The sequence below is a fragment of the Paraburkholderia sp. JPY419 genome (genome assembly GCF_050435705.1).
In the GTDB taxonomy this organism is placed as follows: Bacteria; Pseudomonadota; Gammaproteobacteria; order Burkholderiales; family Burkholderiaceae; genus Paraburkholderia; species Paraburkholderia youngii.
The window spans coordinates 465,782-488,065 of sequence record NZ_JBNDKV010000004.1 but is presented as its reverse complement, the minus strand read 5'-3'; the positions used below and the strand labels follow the sequence as shown (position 1 = coordinate 488,065).

Annotated in this window: 24 protein-coding genes; 8 read left to right on the top strand and 16 right to left on the bottom strand. The window is 64.3% G+C overall.

Going from position 1 to position 22,284, the window contains the following annotated elements; all coding sequences use genetic code 11:
• Positions 1–62: 62 nt before the first annotated feature.
• On the top strand, positions 63–860 hold the full coding sequence (locus QFZ91_RS30785) for a sulfotransferase family protein (protein WP_176383043.1): 798 nt from the start codon (positions 63–65) through the stop codon (positions 858–860).
• Positions 861–869: 9 nt separating this feature from the next.
• On the opposite strand, the gene QFZ91_RS30780 is transcribed toward QFZ91_RS30785, so the two are convergent.
• Both QFZ91_RS30780 and QFZ91_RS30775 read right to left on the bottom strand, forming a co-directional pair.
• Entirely contained in the window at positions 870–2,045 is a 1,176-nt protein-coding gene (locus tag QFZ91_RS30780; protein WP_429569479.1) for a pyridoxal phosphate-dependent aminotransferase, read from the bottom strand.
• 165 nt (positions 2,046–2,210) lie between these two features.
• Positions 2,211–3,695, bottom strand: a complete 1,485-nt coding sequence (locus QFZ91_RS30775; protein ID WP_429569478.1) for an RNA polymerase factor sigma-54 — start codon at positions 3,693–3,695, stop codon at positions 2,211–2,213.
• A 509-nt stretch (positions 3,696–4,204) separates the two neighbouring features.
• Here QFZ91_RS30775 and QFZ91_RS30770 point away from each other — a divergent pair.
• Positions 4,205–4,543 (top strand): BON domain-containing protein, encoded by a 339-nt coding sequence (locus tag QFZ91_RS30770; protein ID WP_176106060.1) that lies wholly within the window; start codon positions 4,205–4,207, stop codon positions 4,541–4,543.
• Between the two features lie 91 nt (positions 4,544–4,634).
• On the opposite strand, the gene QFZ91_RS30765 is transcribed toward QFZ91_RS30770, so the two are convergent.
• From QFZ91_RS30765 to QFZ91_RS30740, 6 genes are all read right to left on the bottom strand, one after another.
• Entirely contained in the window at positions 4,635–5,087 is a 453-nt protein-coding gene (locus QFZ91_RS30765; RefSeq protein ID WP_176106061.1) for a PA2169 family four-helix-bundle protein, read from the bottom strand.
• A gap of 412 nt (positions 5,088–5,499) precedes the next feature.
• Positions 5,500–6,081: a hypothetical protein gene (locus tag QFZ91_RS30760; protein WP_176383051.1), complete on the bottom strand. Its 582-nt coding sequence runs from the start codon at positions 6,079–6,081 to the stop codon at positions 5,500–5,502.
• A gap of 100 nt (positions 6,082–6,181) precedes the next feature.
• Positions 6,182–6,526, bottom strand: a complete 345-nt coding sequence (locus QFZ91_RS30755) for a DUF1488 domain-containing protein (RefSeq protein WP_429569477.1) — start codon at positions 6,524–6,526, stop codon at positions 6,182–6,184.
• Positions 6,523–7,095 carry a DUF4142 domain-containing protein gene (locus QFZ91_RS30750; protein WP_176383056.1) on the bottom strand — a complete coding sequence of 191 codons (573 nt, stop codon included), beginning with the start codon at positions 7,093–7,095 and terminating at the stop codon, positions 6,523–6,525. The genes QFZ91_RS30755 and QFZ91_RS30750 overlap by 4 nt, the downstream gene beginning before the upstream one ends.
• An 81-nt stretch (positions 7,096–7,176) precedes the next feature.
• Positions 7,177–7,728 (bottom strand): type 1 glutamine amidotransferase domain-containing protein, encoded by a 552-nt coding sequence (locus QFZ91_RS30745; RefSeq protein WP_176383059.1) that lies wholly within the window; start codon positions 7,726–7,728, stop codon positions 7,177–7,179.
• Positions 7,729–7,878: 150 nt separating this feature from the next.
• Complete coding sequence (locus tag QFZ91_RS30740) at positions 7,879–8,223, bottom strand: chemotaxis protein (protein ID WP_429569476.1); 345 nt, start codon at positions 8,221–8,223, stop codon at positions 7,879–7,881.
• 123 nt (positions 8,224–8,346) lie between these two features.
• Here QFZ91_RS30740 and QFZ91_RS30735 point away from each other — a divergent pair, with 123 nt between their 5' ends.
• On the top strand, positions 8,347–9,627 hold the full coding sequence (locus tag QFZ91_RS30735) for a DNA topoisomerase IB (RefSeq protein ID WP_429569475.1): 1,281 nt from the start codon (positions 8,347–8,349) through the stop codon (positions 9,625–9,627).
• Positions 9,628–9,654: 27 nt separating this feature from the next.
• Here QFZ91_RS30735 and QFZ91_RS30730 read toward each other — a convergent pair whose 3' ends face one another.
• Together QFZ91_RS30730 and QFZ91_RS30725 are read right to left on the bottom strand one after the other, a co-directional pair.
• Positions 9,655–9,951, bottom strand: coding sequence for a hypothetical protein (locus QFZ91_RS30730; protein WP_368596136.1), 297 nt, complete (start codon positions 9,949–9,951; stop codon positions 9,655–9,657).
• Positions 9,952–10,037: 86 nt separating this feature from the next.
• Positions 10,038–10,349, bottom strand: coding sequence for a hypothetical protein (locus QFZ91_RS30725; protein ID WP_368596135.1), 312 nt, complete (start codon positions 10,347–10,349; stop codon positions 10,038–10,040).
• Between the two features lie 303 nt (positions 10,350–10,652).
• Here QFZ91_RS30725 and QFZ91_RS30720 point away from each other — a divergent pair, with 303 nt between their 5' ends.
• Together QFZ91_RS30720 and QFZ91_RS30715 are read left to right on the top strand one after the other, a co-directional pair.
• Positions 10,653–11,159 (top strand): PRC-barrel domain-containing protein, encoded by a 507-nt coding sequence (locus tag QFZ91_RS30720; protein ID WP_176383067.1) that lies wholly within the window; start codon positions 10,653–10,655, stop codon positions 11,157–11,159.
• A 62-nt stretch (positions 11,160–11,221) separates the two neighbouring features.
• A complete protein-coding gene (locus QFZ91_RS30715) occupies positions 11,222–11,635 on the top strand; it encodes a DUF3175 domain-containing protein (RefSeq protein ID WP_368596134.1) in 414 nt (137 codons plus the stop codon).
• Between the two features lie 37 nt (positions 11,636–11,672).
• Here the strand turns inward: QFZ91_RS30715 and QFZ91_RS30710 are convergent, their stop codons facing one another.
• The 5 genes from QFZ91_RS30710 to QFZ91_RS30690 all read right to left on the bottom strand — a co-directional run bounded on the left by QFZ91_RS30710 (position 11,673) and on the right by QFZ91_RS30690 (position 18,279).
• Complete coding sequence (locus QFZ91_RS30710) at positions 11,673–14,054, bottom strand: LuxR C-terminal-related transcriptional regulator (RefSeq protein WP_429569474.1); 2,382 nt, start codon at positions 14,052–14,054, stop codon at positions 11,673–11,675.
• A gap of 34 nt (positions 14,055–14,088) precedes the next feature.
• The gene (locus QFZ91_RS30705; RefSeq protein WP_429569473.1) at positions 14,089–14,442 is read right to left on the bottom strand and encodes a hypothetical protein; all 354 of its coding nucleotides are present in this window, start codon (positions 14,440–14,442) and stop codon (positions 14,089–14,091) included.
• Between the two features lie 160 nt (positions 14,443–14,602).
• Positions 14,603–15,388, bottom strand: coding sequence for a response regulator transcription factor (locus QFZ91_RS30700; RefSeq protein ID WP_429569472.1), 786 nt, complete (start codon positions 15,386–15,388; stop codon positions 14,603–14,605).
• A gap of 474 nt (positions 15,389–15,862) precedes the next feature.
• Positions 15,863–17,011, bottom strand: a complete 1,149-nt coding sequence (locus QFZ91_RS30695) for a branched-chain amino acid ABC transporter substrate-binding protein (protein WP_176106071.1) — start codon at positions 17,009–17,011, stop codon at positions 15,863–15,865.
• Between the two features lie 35 nt (positions 17,012–17,046).
• Entirely contained in the window at positions 17,047–18,279 is a 1,233-nt protein-coding gene (locus tag QFZ91_RS30690) for an NAD(P)/FAD-dependent oxidoreductase (RefSeq protein WP_429569471.1), read from the bottom strand.
• Positions 18,280–18,622: 343 nt separating this feature from the next.
• On the opposite strand from QFZ91_RS30690, the gene QFZ91_RS30685 reads away from it, so the two are divergent.
• The gene (locus tag QFZ91_RS30685; RefSeq protein ID WP_429569470.1) at positions 18,623–20,050 is read left to right on the top strand and encodes a PLP-dependent aminotransferase family protein; all 1,428 of its coding nucleotides are present in this window, start codon (positions 18,623–18,625) and stop codon (positions 20,048–20,050) included.
• A 72-nt stretch (positions 20,051–20,122) separates the two neighbouring features.
• On the top strand, positions 20,123–20,695 hold the full coding sequence (locus tag QFZ91_RS30680) for an FUSC family protein (RefSeq protein WP_176123728.1): 573 nt from the start codon (positions 20,123–20,125) through the stop codon (positions 20,693–20,695).
• A 27-nt stretch (positions 20,696–20,722) separates the two neighbouring features.
• Here the strand turns inward: QFZ91_RS30680 and QFZ91_RS30675 are convergent, their stop codons facing one another.
• Positions 20,723–21,700, bottom strand: coding sequence for a cupin domain-containing protein (locus QFZ91_RS30675; RefSeq protein ID WP_429569469.1), 978 nt, complete (start codon positions 21,698–21,700; stop codon positions 20,723–20,725).
• Positions 21,701–21,816: 116 nt separating this feature from the next.
• Between QFZ91_RS30675 and QFZ91_RS30670 the strand changes: the two genes are divergently transcribed.
• Entirely contained in the window at positions 21,817–22,158 is a 342-nt protein-coding gene (locus QFZ91_RS30670; RefSeq protein ID WP_176123726.1) for a carboxymuconolactone decarboxylase family protein, read from the top strand.
• Positions 22,159–22,284: the final 126 nt, after the last annotated feature.

Sequence of the window (22,284 nt, the reverse complement as noted above, 5' to 3'; positions counted from 1 at the left end):
TCAGGCTGACGCCATACGGCTTGCGTAAGCTAGGAACCCGGACGAACGACAAGGAGCGCGCAATGGAGTCTTTCCCGCTGTTCATCGTCGGCTCGCCCAGGTCCGGAACGACCTTTCTTTGTTCCGTGCTGAACGCGCATCCTCTGATCCAGCTGACCAACGAATGCCGCGTCTTTGCATTGCTGAAGGACTTCCTCGAAGTCGGCTGCCATCGCGCCGATCTGCTCGGCGAGAGTTCACGGGACCGCCTGCTCGCATTCGGCCGTCGTACGCTGGGCGGGTGGGTCGAACGCTTCTATCGCGAAGAGTTGAAGTTCGGCGCGCCGATCTGGGGCGACAAGCATCCGTCGTACGCCGACCCTACGGTACTGTCGGGCCGAACGGGTTCGATCGAACGCCTGCCGCGCTCCGGTTCCTGCTTGCGTCTGATACGCGAACTGCTGCCGCAGGCGCGCTTCATTCATATCCACCGCGATCCTCGCCACGTGGCCAATTCCCTCTTGCACAAGCATTGGACCGGATCGATCGAAGACGGCATCCGCGTGTGGGGGCAATACGTCGGCGAGATCAACGCATTCTTCGAAGAGATCCCGGCGCCTCACGCATTGACCGTGTCGTACCGGAAGGTCATCGAAGAACCGTGTGAGACGGCGGCCAGCATCGGGCAGTTTCTCGGCCTCGCGGATGCATCGCCGATCAGCGACTTCCTGATCTCGCAACGCCACTCGCCGACGCCGTTCAGCGATCCGGTGACCGATATCGGCGATCTATATCTGATTCCCGATACGGCCGCGAGCGACGACACCCTGCTCGCTCTCGCGGGAATCCAGGCGCGCCGGCTGGGTTATGCGGCAGCCTGAGGTGGCCTCTCAGCCGCGCACCCCTTCCACGAATCGCGCGATCCTGTCGCACGCCTCGATCAATCGATCCTCGCCCACCACCAGCCCCAACCTGACGAAGCCGTTCGCCGTTTCCCCGAACGCGCTGGCGTCGAGCACGGCCACGCCTCGCGCGCGAAACAGCTGCCACGTGAACTCGGTCGTATCGTGCCCGGTCCCGCTGACATCGACCATCACGAACATGCCCGCTTCGGGCAACAGGCATCGCAAGCCCGGCACGCGACGCAAGCGCTCGAACACGACGTCGCGCCGCCGCCGGTAGATCTCGCGGATCTCGGCGACGAACTCGGCCCTGTTCTCCAATGCCGTCAATGCGGCCTGCTGGATGAAGCCCGGCAGGCCGTACAGCATTGCGAGCGCGAGCCGCGCCATGTGCTCGATCAGCGTCGCCGGCCCGATTGCCCAGCCGACGCGCCATCCCGCCATCGCGTGCGACTTCGACAAGCTGCCGATCGTGACCGTGCGCTCCGCCATGCCGGGCAGCGACGCAATGCTCACATGGTCGCGTTCGAACGTCAGTTCCGCATAGACCTCGTCGGACAGCACCCACAGATCGTGCTCGCACGCAAGCCGCGCGATGCGCTCGAGATCCGCGCGCTGCATCACGACGCCGGTCGGATTGCATGGCGTCGCGAAGAAGATCGCCTTCGTGCGCGGCGTGATCGCCGCGGCGAGCGCGTCGCAATCGACGTGAAACGCGCGCGCCGGATCGACCGGCACCGCGACCAGCGTCGCGCCCGCCGCGCGCACGCAGGCCTCGTAGGTCAGATACATCGGCTCGGGAACGATCACTTCGTCGCCGGCTTCGAGCAGGCACAGCGACACCGCGAACACGCCGTTTTGCGCGCCGGCGGTCAGCACCACGTTGGCCGCGCTCACGTCACGGCCCGTGGTACGCGCGTGCTCGGCGGCGATCGCGGCGCGCAGCGGCTCGCGACCGGCCATCGCCGTATAGTGCGTATCGCCGGCGCGCAGCGCATCGATCGCGCGCTCGACGATCGGCGCGGGCGTCGAGAATTCGGGGTCTCCTACGCTCAGCACGATCACGTCTTCGCCCCTCGCTGCCGCCTGCTGCGCGACCCGATGAATTTCCCACGCCGACGTGCGACGCCCTTGCAGCCGCTCGACCAGATTCGAATACTTCATTGCGCTCACCCGTTCCATTCGACCCGCCAATGTAAAGGCACGCCGGCGAAACGTCCAGATACGAAAAAGGGTCATGCGAGCGGACAACCTCGCATGACCCTGTGCGCAATGTACTGCTGTTTGAACGACTGCTTTGCTTCAAACCCCCGTTAAAACTTCGGTGCGTCAAAGCTGCCGGCGCAGTTCCGCCGGCGGCACCTTCATCAGATGCCGGTATTTCGCCACCGTGCGCCGCGCGACCAGCACGCCCTGATCCGCGAGCATCTTCGCGAGCGTCACGTCCGACAGCGGATCGCGCGTGTTCTCCGCGGCGATCATCTCCTTGAGCAGCGCGCGCACCGCCGCGGCCGAGCAGGTGCCGCCGCTTTCGGTGCCGAGCTCGCGCGGGAAGAAATGCTTGAACTCGAAGATGCCGCGCGGCGTCGCCATATATTTGTTGCCCGTCGCCCGCGAGATCGTCGATTCGTGCAGACCCAGCTCGTCAGCGACGTCGCGCAACACCATCGGCTTCAGCGCGATCTCGCCGTACTGGAAGAAGGCCTTCTGATGCGCGACGATGCATTCGGCCACCCGCTGGATCGTGTCGAAGCGCTGCTGCGCGTTGCGGATCAGCCAGCGCGCTTCCTGCAGCTGCTGTGCGAGCGGCGAGCGGCTCGCGCCGGCCGACTGCGCGAACAGCTGTGCATACATGCGATGGATTCGCGCCCGCGGCTGCACTGCCGGATTGATCGACACGACCCACTTGTTGCGTACCTGACGCACGAGCACGTCGGGCACCACATAGTTATCCTCGGCGCGGCCGTAGCAATTGCCCGGCTTCGGATCGAGCTTGCGCACCAGCGCGCAGGCAACGCGCAGTTCCTCCGCGCTGCAGCCGATCTGCTTTTGCAACTCGGCCTGTTCGCGGCGCGCGAGACGTTCCAGATGATGCTCGGCGATCTGCCGCGCGACCTCGCGCCCCGGCGTATTGGCGGGCAGCGCATTGATCTGCAGCGCGAGGCATTCCGACAGCGAACGCGCGCCGAGCCCCGGACGATCGAGCGATTGCACGAGGCGCAACGCGACCAGCAGTTCTTCCTCGGTCAGCGTGGGCTCGAGATCGACGCTGTCGGCGAGGTCGGCGAGCGACTGCCGCATATACCCGTCTTCGTCGAGTGCCTCGATGATGAAACGGGCCACCGCGCGATCGCGGTCGTCGAGCCGGTATAGGCGCAACGCGTCGTGCAACTGCTCGCGCAGCGTGGGTTGCGAGCGAGCCCATTCGGCCGGGTCGCTGCCGTCTGCGTCGCCGTTCTGGCGCGCCGAACTGCGCGAACCGTAGTCGCCGGAAAAATCGGCGGGCATGTCGTCCTGGCCCGCGCTTTCGAGCGTATCGCTAGCGGAGTTTTCCGCCGGCAGTCCGTCCGGCTCGGCGACGGCTAGCGTATCGGCGGCGGGCACGTTGGCGTCTTCGCCGTCAGCCGGCGTCGTGCCGGCGAGCGCGACGTCCTCTGCTTCGGATGAGTCGTATTCGAGGAACGGATTGGTATCGAGCGCCGTGCGCAATTCCTGCTGGAACTCGAGAGCCGACAATTGCAAGAGACGCACCGACTGCTGAAGACGAGGCGTCAGTGCAAGAGACTGCCTTGTGCGTAGTTCGATTGAAGGCATTGGAGTAGATCCCGTTCGTTGGTAGTCAAAGACTCAATGAGCCGAGTGCACTCTTCAACGCAACGTCCGTACCAGGTCGCGCAAGACGCTGTTTTGATTACGCTTTGTTTATTCAGACGGAGGAATTGACGGGACCGCGAGCGCCGGTTTTTACAAACGGCTGGCAATTTCCGGTCCCTTTTCTTCACACCTCGGACGGCCTCGGGCACGGTCGCAACGCAGCCCGATTCATCAGTCGAAAAACCCAATGGATACGGCTTTCGCGAGCGGTGTCACCGGGACCGCAGCGGCCGGGCACGATCCATGCGGAGCAGCGTGGTGTGGACGGACGCCGCCCTTCGTAAACACGCCAGTCATGCGTGGATGCGAGTACGGCGCACGGTGTCGAGAAACGGGCCCCTGACGGTACCGTAGCGGCGACGATCCCACGTGTGTCATCAGCGGCTCGCGCCGCGATCGGCCACCGGCAACAAGACCGCCATTTTCATCACCACCTGAAGGAGAAAACCATGAAGACGATCCAGCTTCTGAAGACCGCGGGCAGTATCGCTGTCGTCGCGTTCGCGCTGAACGCGAACGCCCAGACCAGCGCTTCGGCTCCGCCCGCGGCGTCGGAAAGCGTCGGCCAGCATATCGACGACGGCACCATTACGACCAAGGTCAAGGCCGATCTGCTTGCCGCGAAGAACGTCAAATCGACGCATATCCACGTGAAGACCCGCAAGGGCGTCGTGTGGCTCACGGGTTCGGTGCCATCGGCCGAAGACAAGACCGCCGCCGAGGATGTCGTGCAGAACGTGAAGGGTGTCGAGAGCGTGAAGAACCATCTGAAGGTGGCCGCCGACTGATATCCGCATGATCGGTTCACGCCGATTCGACTGAGCGGAACGAAAAGAGCCGGCTGCGGAGCCGGCTCTTTCTATTGCATCGATGCGTCGATCAACGCTTCATCGCCGCATACCGGTCGCGCAGATCGCGCACGCGATCATGATTCTGCAGTACGCCCTGGTATTGCCGCTCGACGATCGCACGCACATCGGCCGGCAAATCCTTTTCGAGCGCATCGTGATAGCGCTTCTTCGCGACGTCCTCGCCCTTTTCGCACTCGGCGAGAATCGCATGGTCACTGCGATCCGAAACCGCCGATCTGACGTCGACCCAGCCGCGATGCAGCGCACCGGTCATGCTGCCGCCGGTTTCCGGCTTGCCGCCCAAGGTCTGAACGACATCCTGCAACTCGCGCGCGCCGCGCGAGCACTCGTCTGCTGTCGAGCGAAACAGCATCTTCAGCTCTTCGTCGTGCGCATCCTCGGCTGCCTTCATAAAGCCCTTTTCGCCATCCTTCGACGTTTCGACCAGGTCATTCAATACGGAAACAACGTTGGTAGCCATTCAATACCTCCAAGGGTTTCGTTCATCGCGGAATCCGCCGCGCGGCGCTTTTTATGTGCGTCGCGATGAATCGGTCCGACGCGCGGCGGGCTGCATTGGATAGCTCGCATCGCGCGTGCCCGGCATACACGCCTGGCGCCGCGTTTCGACAGATTCGCGCGCACATCGCGTCGCCGGGCGCGGCGGCGCCTCAGCCGCATGCAACGATGTCGACGTGCGGCCGCTCGCATGACGGCATCACGGCGGCCTCATGCCGGCCGACGAATAGCGAAAGCCAGCTCGAACGATTTCAGCCGCCGCACGACACGCGGCAACCGTGGGTGTAGCGCGAGGTCGAAATCGCGCGGTAAACCGAAAACGGCCCGATCATCGTCATCGGGCCGTTTTCCGTTGGCATACCGCATCGCTTACATCACTCGCGCTTCTCCGCGAATTCCTTGATCGGTTCGGGCGTCTTCAGCGGATCGAAATCGGCCCAGTGTCCCTGCTGCCAGCGGCCGGTCGCCTTCTCGATCGACACGCCGCCCGCTTCGCGCAGCACGCGTGCGGCATCGAGCTGATTGTCGGGCGACACGTGCACGGCGACGAGCACGCCCGATTTGCGGGCCTCCTCGTGATAGGGCACGCGATAGTCCGATTTGCCATGCTCCTTGGTGCGCAACATCGCGCCGATCAGCGAGCCGACATACGCGCCGACGCCCGCCGCGATCGGCGACACCAGCAGCGGTGCGGAAAACGCCGCGAAAATCGCCACGCCGATCACCGCGCCGATGACCGCACCGATCGTCACGCCCATGCCTACGCCTTTAGGCGCCTCTCGCGCGCCGGGGTCGGTATCCGTGTCGCCGCCGATCGGGAAACGTGCGTGCTGGCCGCGCGGATTGACGAAAAACAGCGTGACGTCCTCTTCGACGAAACCCGCCTCGAAAAGCTTTTGCGCCGCGCCTTCCGCGGCCGGAAACGTCGTGAAGCGTGCTGCGACGATGAGTGACATTACGCCTCCGTTATCGTTGACTAGCGTTCACGGACCATACCGTCGCCGGGGCGGCGCGCGTCACGAGCAGCGCGCCCAGTCAGTGCGACACGCGGCACCCCTACGCCGCGGTGCCGCGATCCGGTTCCATGCCTTCCACTCTGAACAGTCCGCTATGCAACACCACGCCTTTTCCGTTGTTCTGGTCGAGCGCTTCCGCGCAGACCGAGCGGATGCGCTGACGGCCTCTGTCGAACGCGGCCATCAACGCAGGTTCGAGCGCGGATTCCGCGCCGAAATGATCTTCGAGAGCCTCGGCGGTGATCGAGCAGACCACTGGCTCGCCATCGACGCGCGCAAGAAACCGCACGGTCAGATTGGCGCCGTCGAAGACCGGGTCGTCGTCGGGGAAAGTGATCTGCATCAGAGAGTCCTCATAAGCAGGCCGTGGCAGGATCGCGTTCATGACGAGCCCTTCAATTTGCCGGCCAGTTGCTGCGCCATCTCGAGGTGATGCTTGATGGTTGGCAGCGCTTGCATGGCCGCGGCCTTAAGTTGCGCGTCGGTGCCGCTTTCGCTTTGCTGCTGGAACAGATCCACCGCACGCTGATGCGCTTCCACGCCGACCTGCTCGACGTAGGCCGCATCGAACCCGGAGCCCTTCAACGTCTGCAGTTTGCCGACCAGCGCGGAATCCGCGGACGGCGTCGGCTTGAAGCCCTTTTTCTCGACCAGCGCGGCCATCGCATGCGAGAGCTTCGTGTGGTCGGCGATCATCTGTTGCGCGAACTTCTTGACCTGCGGATCGTTCGAGTTCTTCAGCGCGATCTTGCTGGCGGCGATTTCGGTGGCGTCCGACTTTGACGCTTCGAGCACGAACTGCTGATCCGCGGGCGACAGCGTCGTTTTACCGGCCGGCGCGGCACTCGCGGGCGCATCGCTCGCCTGCGCGCTGGCCGTGTCGATCGTTGCCGCGCTCGCGCCCAACGCAGCCAGCGCGGCGGTCAACACTTGTAGGGAATACCGGAATTTCATGCACTTTCTCCCTGTCGAATCGCCGATGCGCAGTATCGAATCACAACGCGCCGGCGTCGAAGCCAGCGCGCCGCCCTTCGATCAAGCCGCCTTGCGCTTCGTCAGTTGCCCGATCAGCGTCTTGTTGAATGCGGGCAGGTCGGCGGGTTTGCGGCTCGAAATCAGATTGCCGTCCTCGACCACTTCCTGATCGACCCACGTGCCGCCCGCGTTACGAATATCGTCCTGCAGGCTAGGCCAGCTCGTCACCGTGCGCCCCTTGATGATCCCCGCCGATACCGGCAGCCACGTGCCGTGGCAGATCACCGCGATCGGCTTCTTCGCGTTGTCGACCGCTTTGACGAAAGCCTGCGCCTGCGGCAGCAGTCGCAACGCATCGCCGTTCACGACGCCGCCCGGCAACACCAGCGCGTCGTAGTCTTCGGGACGGGCCTTGTCGAACGTCGCATCGACATCGACGGTGTCGCCCTTGTCGACGTGCTTGAAGCCCTGGATCTTGCCCGGCTTCGCCGAAATCACGTGGACCGTCGCGCCCGCCTCGGTGAGCGCGCGTTTCGGCTCCACGAGTTCCGCCTGCTCGAAGCCGTCTACGGCGAGTACCGCTACCTTGTAGCCATTCAGTGCATCACTCATGCGTCCTCTCCTTCCAGTGGCCCCGCGCTCGCTCGCTTGCTCGTTATGCAGGTGCATAGCGCGGCGCCTTCACAAAAACGTTGTTCCGCAAGACGCGTGCCCGGTTGCGCCGGTCGGCGCGAGCCGCTTCGTGCGCGAAACGCAACCTGCTCAGACATCGGTTTCCTCTTCACCGGTTCGCTCCGCGCCCGGAGGCACTCGCGGATCGACGACGTGGTCGGTGTCGATATCGCGATCCGCTTCCAACGTCGAATCGCCGTCCGCCGACGCGCGCTCGCCCGTACCCGAGCGATCGGTATCGCTGCCGAGTTCCGCGTCGCCGGTTTCGAGCGCGTGATTGTCGAGCTCCGTATCGACGTCGAAATCGTGACGCTTCGCGCCCGCCACGTCGCTACCGCTATCGGACGAGTCGCTGGGACCCAGCGCGCCCGTCGTGCCGGAGGTTTGCTTGACAGTCCGCTGCGGCTCTTCATCGGGATTGAGTGTGCTGGTCATGAAAGCCCCCTTTCCAGTTGGTCACATCGACTTTTTCCGCAAGGACCGTTCCGCTCAAGCGCCCTGGTTCAGTGTGAATGGCATTCCCCTTGCTTCAGCCGCTTGAAACTTCTACTTGCGACCATGACTACCGCGACTCATTCCACGACCGCATCACGCAACCCGGCGAGCGCGACCGACCACACCGCACCGCAGCCGATGCCGCCGGGCCTGCGCCACGCCGACGACACGCAACCCGGCTACACACGCAAGCGCGAGCGGAACGGCTTCATCTATTTCGACCTGAACGGCAGGCGCATCGTCGATGAGAACGAGATCCAGCGCATCAACTCGCTCGCGATTCCCCCCGCCTATGAAAACGTGTGGATCTGCCCCGATCCGCGAGGTCATCTTCAAGCGACCGGCCGCGACGCGCGCGGCCGTAAGCAGTACCGCTATCACCCGCGCTGGCGCGAAACGCGCGACGCCGACAAGTACGAACGGATGGCCGAGTTCGGCCGCGCATTGCCGAAAATCCGCGCGCGTGTCGCGCGTGATCTGAAGCTGACCGGCATGCCGCTCGACAAGGTCGTCGCGGCCATCGTGCACTTGCTCGACACGACGCTGATTCGCGTCGGCAGCGCCGAATACGCGCGCGACAATCAGTCATTCGGATTAACGACGTTGCGCAAGCGGCACGTGAAGATAAAGGCCGGTCAATTGCGACTCCAGTTTCGCGGTAAGAGCGGCATCGAGCACGACGTGACCGTGGACAATCCAACCGTCAAGCGCATCGTGCGACGTTGCGCGGAGCTGCCCGGCCACGACCTGTTCCAGTATCTCGACGAAGACGGCACGCGCCACGGCGTCGGCTCGACCGATATCAATGACTACCTGCGCCGCGTGAGCGGCGCCGACTTCACCGCGAAGGACTACCGCACATGGGCCGGCAGCGTATACGCGCTGGCGGCATTGCGCCGTTTGATGTGCAGCAGCGCAGCCGAAGCGCGCGGTCATATCGTCGCAACCGTGAAAGACGTGGCGAGCCTGCTGCGCAATACGCCCGCTGTCTGCCGGCGCTGTTATATCCACCCGGCGATCATCAGCGCGTTCGAGGCGGACGAATTGCGGAGCCTCGCGCCAGGTCAAGCGCGCCGCGGACTCAAGGTGGATGAAGTGGCCTTCGCGGTGCTGCTGGCGCAGGCGGAAAAACGCGCGGCGAAACTCGCGCGCGCGACCAGTGGGAAAGGACGCAAGACGCGGGAGTCGCCGGCCGACGACACCATCAACGGTTCGCTGACGAGTCTGCTGAAAAAATCGCGCGTGGTGCGCAAGAAATCCCCGGCCGCGAAACACGAAAGCGGCGCGGCCCAAATGCACACTGGGCTGGAACTTCCATCTGAATCGAAACCGGCGGCCCAGTGACGGGCTCGGCGATGAATCGGCGAAGGCTCAAACGTCTTCCTCGAATGCCGCCATCACGAGCCAGACATCGCGCTCGCCGTCGCGTATCTCGGCCGCCAGCGCATACGCGTCGCCAGGCGAACAAACGCTCGCGAGCGTGTTATGCGCGACTTCGCCGTTGTCGAACACGCGCTCCGACAACGGCCGCACTTCCTGCTTGCCTTCGAACATCGGCTGTTGCCGACGATACACGAGCGTCTCGGATTTCCAGTTGCTGAAGCACTCGCGAACGTGCGCGAAGTCCCCCCCGCAGATGTTCGCCTGATAATGAATGTTCCTGGTCACGATATTCTCCCCCCGATGCGAAGCGGCATCGTCCGTGCGTCACGAGGAACGCAACGGCGCATTGCCGCTTGCGCATCGATCCAGCGTTACTGTCCCTTTGTATCGCTGCTGGCATCGGCGCCGGGCGTGTTCGTCGTGTCGTTCATTGGCTTCATTGCCTTCGACTTCTTGTGATGGTGTTTCATCGACGAAGTCGAGCCCCCGGTGCTGCCCATCGCATTCGGTGCGGGCTCGTTGCCCGCCGTCGGCGCGGCGGTCGCCGCGCCATGCGCATTGCCGCCGCCGGCGCCGCTATTGCCGTTGCCGCCGCCCGTCTGCGCGAACGCGGCGCCCGACGCGACGGCGCCCGACGCGGCCACACATGCCGCGACCAGCCATGCCTTCGGATACTTGCTCATCTGGCTTCTCTCCATGAAGTAAAAAGGACGGTTGTGATCCTTCAGTTCCTGCCGCCATCGCTGAAAGTCGAGCAAGGCCTATGCCGCGCGATGCATGCGTCGCATGCGCGCATCGCGCTTCGATGGGCAGCGCTTGCGTCGGCATGGACGCAAAAATTGCAAACGTGCTCGCATCCTTTACGCGCGCGGCGCCTCGTCGGGAGAATGCGGCGCCGGGTGCCATGGAGTAATGGCGCCACACGGCTCGATGGAACGGCCGTTGCTAAATGCCTCGGTACATCCACCCCATCAAAGGAGCCCATCATGGTGATGCAGACCCAGACGCAAGGCGCGAACATCGTCGGCAAAGGCGCCGCGACCGCGGAAGGCCCAGGCCCGGACGTAATGGCTGCGGCTACGCTCGACGGCAACAAGGTCATCAGCAGCGACGGCGAGCACATCGGCAAGATCAAGGACATCATGCTCGACGTGCGGTCGGGCCGCATCGCGTATGCAGTGCTGTCGAGCGGCGGTTTTCTCGGCATCGGCGACAAGCTGCTCGCGATTCCGTGGAGTGCGCTGACGCTCGATACGCAGGAAAAATGCTTCGTATTGAACATGGTGGCCGAGCGCGTGAAGAACGCACCGGGATTCGATAAGGATCACTGGCCATCGATGGCGGATCAGACGTGGGCCACCACCGTGCATCAGTACTACGGCAGCGAACCGTACTGGGGCGGCGACGTCTATACGAACCGCAATGACGTGGGCGTCGGTGACATTCCCCCGGGTTCGTCGGATGCACCCGAGGCCGGCGGCGTGAAGCTCTAATCGCCGAACCGACCATTTCCGATGCGTGGCCAGTTCCGCATTCCGCTTCAGGAGCAAACACAATGGCGACCCGAAAGACCAGCAGCAGATCGAAACGCCCTGTGTCGCGTGGCAAGTCGGGACGGCCACCGCGCCAGCGCCATGCGCAGGCGCAGGCCGCGCATCGCGCCAAAACCGCGAAGTCGAGCGGCGCATCCGGCGCGAAGAAATGGTCGCATCACGTGATGGAAACGAGCGACGCGATGGACATCCAGAAGGATATTTTCAAAACCGGCAGCGCGGAGTCCATCGCGCAATCGTTGAAGCACTCGTCGACGGTGAGCCGACGACGCAAGGGCACGCCGTTTCAATCGGCGATGTCGATGCTCAATTTCTACGTCAATCGGGCGGGCCGAAACCTGCCGAAGGAGCGGCGCGATACGTTGCAACAGGCCAAGCGCAAGCTGCGCGAAGCGTTTGGACGCGAGCCGCGGTGAGCTGCCGGGATCGCGGCGGCATTACGCGCCAGACGCTTCAGTCGTCGCCAGGCTGAATGCCGAAGGCACTCTGCACGGCCTCGAATCGCGAATTGACGTTGAGTTTCTCGAACACATTCTTCATATGCCATTTGACCGTCTCGGGCGCCAGATTCAGCGATCGCCCGATTTCCTTGTTGGACAGCCCGCGAGCGACGTAGCCCAGTATTTCGAGTTCTCGCGCGCTCAGTGTGCCCGGCGTTACCTTGGTGTCGGCATGACCCGGCGAAGACGATGGCGGGTGATCCGCTTCGTCGAAAGCCGACAGCACCGTGTCGATATACGTCGCGTGCCCGCTCGCGATTTCCGATGGCGCGCGGCGAAAGCGTTCCAGTAACGCACGCATCGGCGGTCCCTCGTCCACGAAGCTATTGATCATCCCCATCGCGCCGCCGATCCGCAGCGCGTTTCCCAGCGCGCCGAAAGCCTGGTCCGAAGCGCCGTTCTGCTCGTGCGCGAGAGCGAGCAGCAACGAAACGACGGCCTCGGTGTAGCGCCAGCCCAGTGCAACCAGATTGTCGAGTAAGCGCGAAAGAAAACCGACGGCGTTCGCGGCGGCATTTTCGGCGAGCAGAACACGGGCTTGCAGCACACAGTAGCTCGCCCACGTTTCCATCGCCGAGCCCCGTCGGCTTTCGCACATCATCGGTACGCTCGCGCTCAGCTCGTCGGCGACCTGACGCGCCTCGACCACCCTACCGTCGGCAAGCAGCTGCCGGACGGATTCCGCATCGCACGCGAGCTTCAGACGCAACCATCGACGGGTAATCGCGAGCTGTCGGCCGTCCTCGAGAACGGCCAGCGCCGGCCCCTTTTTGCCATCGCGCCACAGCAGGCGCGCCGAGGTGAGCATATAGCGCATCAACGCGGCGAGCGGTGAGGTCTCCAGCGCGATGGTCATGCGAGCGTCGATCAACTTCCGCGCCTGGGACAATTGGTTGCACTCGTAGTAAATCGACGCAAGGCAACCGGAAACCGCGGCCGCGGCCGCCGACCACTCCCCCAGCTTGTCTTCGGAGTAGCGCATCGCGACCTCCATCACCCGCCTCGCATCGGGAAGATCGCCGTGTATCAGCGCGGCGACGCCGTACACCGCGTCGCGCAGCATATCCGCGCTGTTCGGCTTCTGGCTGAGTCCCATCTGATCGACCCGCGCTCTCCAGACGCGCGAGATATAGGCGAACTGCCCTCTATACATCAAGCCGAAAATCTCCGCGCTTTGCCCGTATTGGCGCACCCAGGGTTCCGCAGGCGCCGTCGATGCCTCGACGGCACGCCCGAGTTCCAGCGCATGCTCGCTGTCGTCGTTCACACAAGCGATCACCGCGCGGATCGCGTCGATCTCCGCCCACGCGACCTCGTTGGCTGCGGTCCGATCATCACGAGCCATACGCTCGAACTCGTCAGCAATCTCGCCGATCTCCTTCGACGCGCGCGCGGTTTCGAGCGACATCGCGAGTGCCCACGCTTTCGCCAGACGCAAGCGCAGTCGACTCGCGATCACGTCCGGCGGAAGTTTGCGAATCCAGCCCGGCAGCATGAACGGGTCGCCGCGTTGAAGCATCTCCATCGCACAGTTTTCGGCCCACTGCGCCGCCTGCCCGATGTCGCCCGCGGCCAGCGCATGTCGCACGGCTTCGGGCCACAGACGCGCCCGCGCGAACCATAGGCTGGCCCGACGATGCAGCAACGGAACCTGTCGTGGCGACTGACGCATCAGTCGGCGGCGCAGCGCATCGCTCAGCAACGCGTGATAGCGATACCAGCTTTGCGCTTCATCGAGCGGCCGGATGAACACGTTATGACGCTCGAGCCAGTCGAGCTTCTCACCGCTGTCGCCTTCACCGCCCACGACGTCGTCGCACAGCGTCGCGGTAAGCCGTTCGAGAATCGACGTGTACAGCAGAAACGTCAGCATATGCGGCGGCAAATGCGCAAGCACCGTATCGTTCAGGTAGCGATCGATGCCGAATCGGGAACCGGCGAGATGACTGGCGAGCGCGGCCACGTCATCCACCCGGTTCAGTCCGAGGGAAGCCAGCTGTAAGCCGGCAACCCATCCCTCGGTCGCGCTGTTCAACAACTCGACGCTGTTGCGGTTGAGCAGCGCATTACCGGTGTGATGGAAAAACGCTTGAGCATCGTCGAGCGAAAAGCGCAGGTCGTCGACGGTCACACGCGAAAGTTTGTCGGGGGAGCGCAGCGCGCTCAGCGACAACGCCGGTTCGCCGCGCGCGCCGAGCAGCACGTGCAGGTTATCGGGCGCGTAGCGCAGCAGGCGCGACACGATCGCGAGAACGGGTTTCGCGCTCAGGCGGTCGACGTCGTCGAGCACGAGGAAAACCCCGCGGCCGTATGCGGCGATGTCATTGAGCAGCACTGAAATGACCGTTCTGACCGGCGTGTGTGCATCGTTATCGAGAAGTTGCTGCGCCCGCCATGCGATCTATCTCCTTCGACGCCCGACAAAGCGTCGCCACCAGATAGGCGCCGAGTTGCTGCGGGTCGTCGTCTTCTCCATCGAGACTGAGCCACGCAACGGGACGCTTCTTTCTCGCTTGCGCTTCGCTCCATGCGGCAAGCAAAGTCGTTTTGCCGAAGCCCGCGGGCGCGGTCACGAGCGTAATGTGACGCGGACGTCGTTCATCGGGTCGCCGGAGCAAGCCCGGCCGTTGCACGCAACCCGCGGGAAGACGCGGCGGCATCATCTTGGTCTGGATCAGCGACACGATCCGTTCACGCTCGAAACCATCAGCGGGTGTATTCATGGGTGGTCCTCTCACCGGCTATCCGTGAGAGGCATGGAGGGGTCGTTGTGAATTCGTCTCGAAGATACGCCGAACCGTGTGACGACTCAATGCAGAGCTGTGCAACGAGCCGCGAGGACCGGTATCCGCTTCGGGTCGCATAGGGTCTCGGGTCGAATCGCTAGCGCAGATTGCTTTGTGCGCGCTGCGCGGGCGTGTCGATCTCCGCGACGGGATCGTCCGGCTCGGAAACCTCGGACGCCTGCGCATTCGCACTGCCGGTATCGACCTCGTCGAGCCGGTAGCCGTGCGTATAGACGGTCGTCAATCGCACGCCGTTGTCCGGCCGCAGCGCCAGCTTGCGTCGAAGCCGGTAGATGTGCGTATCGATCGTGCGCGAGGTACTGTCCAGTTCGCGGCCCCAGGCAAGCTTTGCCAGAAGCCGTTTGGAAACGACCCGTCCGACGTGCGCGAAGAAATAGGCGGCCACGTCGAATTCCTTTTCCGTCAACAGAATCGATTCGCCGTGCAGAAAAACACCGCGCTGCGTGACGTCGAAGATATACGGCCCAACGGCGATGGCGCTTTCCACTTTTATGTTGCGCCGTGTGCGACGCAACAGCGCGCCAACCCTTGCCGCCAGTTCTTTGGCCCGGAACGGCTTGACGACGTAGTCATCCGCGCCGGCGTCCAGCGCCTGCACGATCTCCACTTCCAGAAGCCGTCTGGTCACGAACAGCACCGCGGGTTCGCGGCCCAGATGACGGCGTATCCAGTACAGCACCTCGAAGCCGCTCATGCCCGGTAGTTCCCAATCGAGCACCACGAGATCGACCTCATTGGCCTGCAGAAAACTGATTGCGTCCTTGCCCCGCTCGACCTTGCTGATTCGATGTCCGGACTGTCCGATTTCCCTTTCGATCGAATCAGCTTGTGCGGGATCGTTTTCGACCAACAGGATATTCATCTATCACCTTTTTTCCTTCTCGCTGCCGACTGGAAGACCGGCCCCCCACAAATGCGGCAGGTAGGCGTGAGCGGCCAATTGAGCCGGTCCCGTAGGCCTTGTTGAATTTCGAGAAGAAAGATAGAGCCAGTCGCTTTTCAAATCCCCCCCTTCGGGGAGGGGGGGATGGCGTTTTCGAAGGGGGGGTTCATATTGCGTGGACGCCCCCCCCTTATCGGTGATTCGATCTCACCTGCGATTTATGGGCAAGCGAGTCGTCATTGAAGGTGTCGAAACCGCAGAACTGTTTGGGTGGGTCAAGACAATCGATCAGATCGATTGTGAGGGGTTACTTTATTTCCGCCTCGATCGCCAACGAGCAGATAGATACGCTCGTTGCGCGGCACGGGCTGCTGCATCGGTCGGACAAGCCGGCGCCCCCGGACGGCGCGCCGCAAAGCGGCGTCGCGACAGCCGGCTCAGTCTGGATAAACCTCACACCCCGCCGCCGCCCACGGTCCGCTGACTCTTCCACTGCCCCTGCTGCACCTCGAACAGCGTATAAGGCGGCTTGATCAGATCCCCATGCGGATCGAACGCGATTTTCCCCGTCACGCCCGTTACGTTCACTTTCGGGAAAGCCGCGACGATCTTCGCGCGATCGAGCGAGTCCGCGCTCTGAATTGCCTGAATCATCGCGAGCGCGGCGTCGTAGGCGAACGGCGCATACAGCTCGACATCCTGATTGAAGCGCGCCTTGTAGCGCTTGCCGAACTCCTGCGCGGACGGCAGCTTGTCGAGCGCAGGACCGGGCTCGAGATCGCGCGTCCCCTCGCCCGCGTTGCCCGCAATCTGCAGGAACGCGTTGCTCTTCAGGGCCCCCGCGCCAAACAGTTGCGCGGGCATGCCGAGCGAGCGCATCTGCTTGACCAGCATCGCGCCCTGCTCGTCGAGTCCGCCGAAAAAGATCAGGTCGACGTTTTTCTGCTTCAACGAAGTCAGGATCGCGCGCAGATCGACCGCCTTGTCGTTGGTGAACTCGCGGTCGACGACATTGCCGTTCGCCTGCTTTGCGCCCTTCTCGAACGCATCGGCGAGGCCCTGGCCGAAGGCGGTGCGATCGTCGATGATGCCGATGCGCTTCGCCTTCAACTGCTGCACCGCGAACTCGCCCGCGATCACACCGCCCACGCCGTCGTGCCCCATCGTGCGGAACACGTTCGCGAAACCCTGCGCGGTGAGCGCCGGATTCGTCGAGCCCGGCGTGATCATCGCGACGTTCGCCGTGTGATAGACGGCCGAGGCCGGAATGCTGCAGCCCGAGTTGTAATGGCCGATCACGCCGACCACGCCGTCGTCGACGAGCTTCTGCGCGACCTGGATCGCGATGCGCGGATCGGCCTGATCGTCCTGCACGTCGAGCACATATTTGACGGGTTTGCCGCCGATCATCGGATGCTTCGCGTTCGCTTCATCCACCGCGAGCTGCGCGCCGTTCTGCAGATCCTTGCCGACCCGCGCGACCGGTCCGGTCAGCGGTCCGACGAAACCGATCTTGACGATTTGCGGCTCAGCGCCGTACGACGGCGCATGTGCGCACAACATCCCAAGGGCGAGTGCGACAACCAGGTTTCTGCGTTTCATGATGTCCGTCCTCTTCCGTGCAGCAGTTGCGGTGGTTAAAAACGACGCGGGCTGTAAGGCGCGAGATCGACCGGCGGCACGCGCCCCGCCACCAGATCGGCGACGACGCTGCCCGTCACGCCGCCCAGCGTGACGCCCAGATGCTGATGACCGAATGCGTAGACGACGCGCGGCGACGCGCTCGACGCTCCGACGACCGGCAGGCCGTCGGGCAGGCTCGGCCGGAAACCGAGCCAGTCGCTATCCGGTTGAGGCAATTGCGGCAGCGCGAGCCGCGCGGAGCGCGTGATCAGATCGAGCAGTGCGGCATTGCGCTGCGGTCCATAGCCGCCCAGTTCGACGGTGCCCGCGGCGCGGATGCCGCCGTCCATCGGCACCATGTAGAAGCCGCGCTCGGCCCAGCCGCACGGCCGTGAAATCAGCGACGACGTGCCGGGGAAGCGCACGTGATAGCCGCGCTCGGTATCGAGAGGTATGCGGTCGCCGCATTGGCGCGCGAAGCGGCCGGAAAATGCGCCGGCACAGACGACCGCCTGCGCGGCATCATATGCGCGACCCGCGTCGTCGACGATGCGCACGCTGTTGGCGCCCGGCACGAGCGTGCGAACCGCGACGCGCTCATGCCTGAGGCCGCGAGCGAGCAGCGCCGCGTGCAACGCCTGCAAAAAGCCGCGCGGGTCGCCGAGGAACCAGCTGTCGTTGAACAACGTGCCGTGCGCAAAGATCGGCGCGAGATTCGGTTCGAGTGCGGCGATGCCGGCGCGGTCGAAGTTTTCGAAGCGCACGCCGAGCGAGCGGCGCAACGCGAGCGACGGCTGGGCCGCGTCGAACGACGCCGCATTCGAATACAGGTAGAGGCATTCGCGCGGCCGCACGAAGCGCGACAGGTTATCGCTTTCGAGCATCTCGCGGTAACCGTCGAACGCGCGCGACAGCAGGCTTGCGAGCGCTCGAGCGCTGTGCTCGTAGCGCCGCGGCATCGACGCGCATAGAAAACGCACAAGCCAAGGCGCGAGTTGCGGCAGATAGCGCCAGCGAATCCGCAGCGGACTCGTCGGCGAAAACAGGAAGCGCGGCAGATTGCGGAACACCGCCGGGTTGTTCACCGGAATGCAGCCATAGTTGGCGAACGTGCCCGCATTGCCGTATGACGTGGCCTCGCCCGGACCGAGCGCGTCGAACAGCGTGACGTGGTGACCGTCGCGCATCAGCCAGTAGGCGCTCGACAGGCCGATGAAGCCCGCGCCCAGCACGGCGACTTCGCTCATCGCGTCCGCCGCCCGGCCCCACTGGCCGCCCGACCCGAACTTCCGCCCGATGCATCGACCGGCAGGAGCGTGCTCTGCTGCTCTGTCACGACCGTCCTCCTGTACCACAGTTGCGCGTCGTCTTTCGACACAACGCCACACAAACCATGCTTTAATACTCACACAAAGTTTTTTTGTGTGCAATTAATTTGGCTTTGTGTGGACTTAGGTACTTTCCCCGAGCGAAACGGGCTGGCATCGTGCAGTGCGATGTACTTCCAATTGCCGATCCGACGACGAACGGGTTTAGTATTGGCAGGGTCCTGCACGCTCGAACGGGTTTTTGCATGGAGATTCACGCTGGATGAAAAGCGCAATTGACCACACAAACGGTGAGGACGTGCTCCAGACAAAGGGCCGTCAACCGACTTATCTCGAAGTGTCGCGCAGCCTCGAGGAACAAGTCCGCAGCGGCCTCTACCCGCCCGGCAGCCGTCTGCCGCCGCAGCGCGAGCTCGCGTTGGAGCTGGGCCTAAATGTCTCCACCGTGTCGCGCGCGTACAAGGAGTTGCAGGCGCGGGGGCTGATCGTCGCGAGCAAGCGGCGCGGCTCGATCGTCACCGGCGGCGCCATGCCTGCCGTGCATGCCCGCAGCGACAGCACATCGACAAGCGGCCACGCCGACGCGAACGCCGTGCTGGACCTGACCGTGAACCGGCCCGCCACCGGTGAATTCCTCACACAACTCGCGCGGACGATGGCGCAGATCGCGCACGATCCGCGCTATCCGCAGACCCAGGAATATCAGCCGCCGCAGGGCCCCGAATGGGCGCGGGCCGCGGGCGCGCAATGGCTCGCCGCGCCCGGCTTCACGCCCAGCGCCGACAGCGTGGTCGTGACGAGCGGCGCGCAGCATGGCCTGTATGCGGTGCTGAGCAGCCTGATGGGGCATGAAGGCGTGATCCTGTCGGATCAACTGACCTACTATGGCCTGAAAGCCCTCGCGCCGGTGTTTCAGTTCGAACTGGTCGGCATTGCGAGCGACGACGAAGGGCTGCTGCCCGACCGTCTCGAAGACGCGTGCCGGCATCGGCGCGTAAAGGCGATCTTCACGGTGCCGAATCTGCAGAACCCGACCGTCGTGACGATGAGCCTCGCGCGTCGCGCGGCGCTCGCCGAGATCGCGCGCCGGCATCACATCGTGATCATCGAAGACGACGTGTACGGTCCGCTGCTGCAAGCGCGCTTGCCGACGATTGCGAGCCTGTGCCCGGAGCTGACCTTCCACATCACGTCGACCTCGAAGATCCTCGCACCGGGCCTGCGCATCGGCTATCTGCACACGCCGCCGCATGGCGCGGCGCTGGCCGCGGAAGCGGTGCGCACGACCGCATGGATGCCCGCGCCGCTGTCGACGCTGATCGCCACGCGCTGGATCGAGGACGGCACCGCGCAGACGATCCTCGACGCGCAACGCGCCGAGTTGCGCGCGCGCCAGGAGATCGCGCGCGAACTACTGCCCGCCGAGCATCTGAAGAGCGATCCCGCATGCATGTTCGTGTGGTTGCGTGTGCCGCCGCCGTGGCGCTCGGACGATTTCGCGGCCAACGCCCTCGCGCGCGGCGTCAACACGATGCCGGCCTCCGCGTTCGCGGTGGATCGCTCGACGGTCGAACACGGCGTGCGCATCAATCTCGCTTGCGCCGAGTCGCGCGAGCAGCTGACGCGCGGCCTGCAAATTCTCGCGCACACGCTGCGCGACCGGCCGCGCGCGCTGTTCGGCACGATCTAGACAGCGGTGGAAGCGTCGGGCGCAGCCGCTAGAATATGGCACGACCCTGCCCTTGCGAGCCGCCTTCATCCGATGACTCCGTCCGACGATTCAAGCCCCTCCTCGCGCACGCCCGCCGCCGATGCGCTGTTCGCTTTCCTGAAGACGCTGCCGCTCGGCGACCGCTTGATCGAGGGCGGCTTCATGGCCCTGCAGGCGGTGGCGGGCGCGAGTCTCGCGTTCGGTATCGGCCGCGCGCTGCACACCGAGCAGGCGTTCTGGGCCGCGATCACCGCGATCGCGGTGAGCCAGCACAGCTATATCGACACTCGCAAGCTGTCGCGCGACCAGTTCATCGGCGCGATGGTCGGCGGCATTTGCGGGCTGATCGGCACGCTCGCGGGCGGCGGCCATTTTGCCGCGTACGCGGCGACCGTCGCGGCCGCGATCCTGATCTGCTGGGTCGTCAACGTCGGCAGCGCGGCGCGCCTTGGCGGCATCACGGCGACGATCATGCTGCTGGCGCCAGGCATCGGCCCCGCGTGGGACAAGGCTTTTCTGCGGCTTGCCGAAGTGACGCTCGGGACGGTCTGCGCGCTCGTGGTCGCGCGGCTGATGGCGTCGCTCGAAAGACGTGCGTTCAGCAAGGGCGAAACGCCCAAATAGAATCACGCGCGCGCGTCGATTCTTTAGTCAGTCATCCGGAGCATCGTCCGTTTGCGTGCGACGCCGGTAACGTCCCGGCGTAACGCCGACGCTTTGCGCAAACGCCTTGCCGAACGCCGCCTCCGACTGATAGCCGACCGCCTCGCCGATGTCCGCCGCGCTGCGTTGCGTGCGCAACAGCAGGTCGCTGGCGATCGCCATGCGGATCTGCGTCAGAAAATCCATCACGGTCATGCCCGCGCGCTCGTTGAAACGGCGCGCGTAGGTTGCGCGCGACATCGCCGCGCGCTCGCCGAGTTCGGAGATCGTCCACGCGCGTTCGGGTGCGTCGAGCATCGCTTGCACCGATGCGCCGAGTCGTGCGTCCGTCAGCAACGCGAGCATGCCGGCGCTGTTCGCATTGCGCTCGCCGTGCACGCGCAGTGCCATTGCGAACAGCGCGTGGCTCAAGGCCGTCACGATGGTGAGCGCGCCAGGCTGACGCCGCGCCGCTTCACCGCGCATCAAAGTGATCAGCGTTTGCAACGCATCGAGCGTCTGCGCGTCCCCGAGCGACACGTGCAGCGGATCGGGCAGCGCATCGAGCAGCAACGCCGACGAACCGGGCGCATAGACGAAGCGGCCGCACAGCAGATCGACGCCTTCATGAGTCGCGGTGTGGTTGGGCGTCTGCGCGGATGTGGCGGCTTCCTCACCGTCGTTGCGCCGCACCGGCAGCATGCCGTCGTGCCCGAGCGTCAGCGGCAGGCCGCCCGCCGAGCGCTTCAAGTCGCGCACGCGATGCGCGTCGCCACGCGGAAACAGCATGAAATCGCCGACCTTCAATTCGAGCTGCTCGCCGGCGGCGGTCTCGATCACGCAACTGCCGTCGAGCACCAGATGAAACGGCGCGACGCCCCTCTCCAGCGGCGCGTGATCGATATCGAATGCGCCTGATAGCAGGCAGCGAAGATCGAGACTCGCTTGCGGCCGGGCAAGGTCGATCAGGCGACTGAGCGTGTCCATGAGACGAGCGCGCTAAAAGTTGAGTCGAATGAGTATTCAGGATATCGCGGCGCGGCGCAATACTGTTTCCACGACGCCGGCGACCGCTGGCGCGCAACGGACCAAGGAGCACTGCCATGTTGAACTGGATCGATTACCGCAAGGAACTGTTCGGCCGTATCGGCGAAATGTCGAAGCTCGCGCCGGACAGCGTGAAGGCGTATCAGGCGATGTCGAATGCCGGTCAGAAGACCGATCTGCTCGGCGCGAAAACGCGCGAGCTGATTGCGCTCGCGGTCGCGGTGAGCCTGCGCTGTGACGGCTGTATCACGGTCCATACGGCCGAGGCGCTGAAGCACGGCGCGACCCGCGAGGAAATCGCCGAAGCGCTCGGCGTCGCGATGGCGGTCAACGCGGGCGCGACGCTGGTGTACTCGGCGCGCACGCTGGACGCGGTCGCCGCGCATGCGCAGGGGTAAGCGAGTCGATGATGAGCCGGGCGCTCGCCAAGTCGGCGTGCGTCGTAACGCGCCGCATCGACCGATCATGTTCGGCGATGCGGCGCGCGGCCTTTGTTGAAGCGATTGATGAAGCGAGTATCAGCC

Coding starts and splice junctions, on each gene's coding strand:
- QFZ91_RS30690 (WP_429569471.1), bottom strand. CDS start 18,279: ATGAGCGAAGTCGCCGTGCTGGGCGCGGGCTTCATCGGCCTGTCGAGC.
- QFZ91_RS30760 (WP_176383051.1), bottom strand. CDS start 6,081: ATGTCACTCATCGTCGCAGCACGCTTCACGACGTTTCCGGCCGCGGAA.
- QFZ91_RS30770 (WP_176106060.1), top strand. CDS start 4,205: ATGAAGACGATCCAGCTTCTGAAGACCGCGGGCAGTATCGCTGTCGTC.
- QFZ91_RS30775 (WP_429569478.1), bottom strand. CDS start 3,695: ATGCCTTCAATCGAACTACGCACAAGGCAGTCTCTTGCACTGACGCCT.
- QFZ91_RS30670 (WP_176123726.1), top strand. CDS start 21,817: ATGTTGAACTGGATCGATTACCGCAAGGAACTGTTCGGCCGTATCGGC.
- QFZ91_RS30705 (WP_429569473.1), bottom strand. CDS start 14,442: ATGAATACACCCGCTGATGGTTTCGAGCGTGAACGGATCGTGTCGCTG.
- QFZ91_RS30725 (WP_368596135.1), bottom strand. CDS start 10,349: ATGAGCAAGTATCCGAAGGCATGGCTGGTCGCGGCATGTGTGGCCGCG.
- QFZ91_RS30765 (WP_176106061.1), bottom strand. CDS start 5,087: ATGGCTACCAACGTTGTTTCCGTATTGAATGACCTGGTCGAAACGTCG.
- QFZ91_RS30680 (WP_176123728.1), top strand. CDS start 20,123: ATGACTCCGTCCGACGATTCAAGCCCCTCCTCGCGCACGCCCGCCGCC.
- QFZ91_RS30750 (WP_176383056.1), bottom strand. CDS start 7,095: ATGAAATTCCGGTATTCCCTACAAGTGTTGACCGCCGCGCTGGCTGCG.
- QFZ91_RS30715 (WP_368596134.1), top strand. CDS start 11,222: ATGGCGACCCGAAAGACCAGCAGCAGATCGAAACGCCCTGTGTCGCGT.
- QFZ91_RS30745 (WP_176383059.1), bottom strand. CDS start 7,728: ATGAGTGATGCACTGAATGGCTACAAGGTAGCGGTACTCGCCGTAGAC.
- QFZ91_RS30735 (WP_429569475.1), top strand. CDS start 8,347: ATGACTACCGCGACTCATTCCACGACCGCATCACGCAACCCGGCGAGC.
- QFZ91_RS30780 (WP_429569479.1), bottom strand. CDS start 2,045: ATGAAGTATTCGAATCTGGTCGAGCGGCTGCAAGGGCGTCGCACGTCG.
- QFZ91_RS30785 (WP_176383043.1), top strand. CDS start 63: ATGGAGTCTTTCCCGCTGTTCATCGTCGGCTCGCCCAGGTCCGGAACG.
- QFZ91_RS30700 (WP_429569472.1), bottom strand. CDS start 15,388: ATGAATATCCTGTTGGTCGAAAACGATCCCGCACAAGCTGATTCGATC.
- QFZ91_RS30720 (WP_176383067.1), top strand. CDS start 10,653: ATGGTGATGCAGACCCAGACGCAAGGCGCGAACATCGTCGGCAAAGGC.
- QFZ91_RS30695 (WP_176106071.1), bottom strand. CDS start 17,011: ATGAAACGCAGAAACCTGGTTGTCGCACTCGCCCTTGGGATGTTGTGC.
- QFZ91_RS30675 (WP_429569469.1), bottom strand. CDS start 21,700: ATGGACACGCTCAGTCGCCTGATCGACCTTGCCCGGCCGCAAGCGAGT.
- QFZ91_RS30755 (WP_429569477.1), bottom strand. CDS start 6,526: ATGAACGCGATCCTGCCACGGCCTGCTTATGAGGACTCTCTGATGCAG.
- QFZ91_RS30740 (WP_429569476.1), bottom strand. CDS start 8,223: ATGACCAGCACACTCAATCCCGATGAAGAGCCGCAGCGGACTGTCAAG.
- QFZ91_RS30685 (WP_429569470.1), top strand. CDS start 18,623: ATGAAAAGCGCAATTGACCACACAAACGGTGAGGACGTGCTCCAGACA.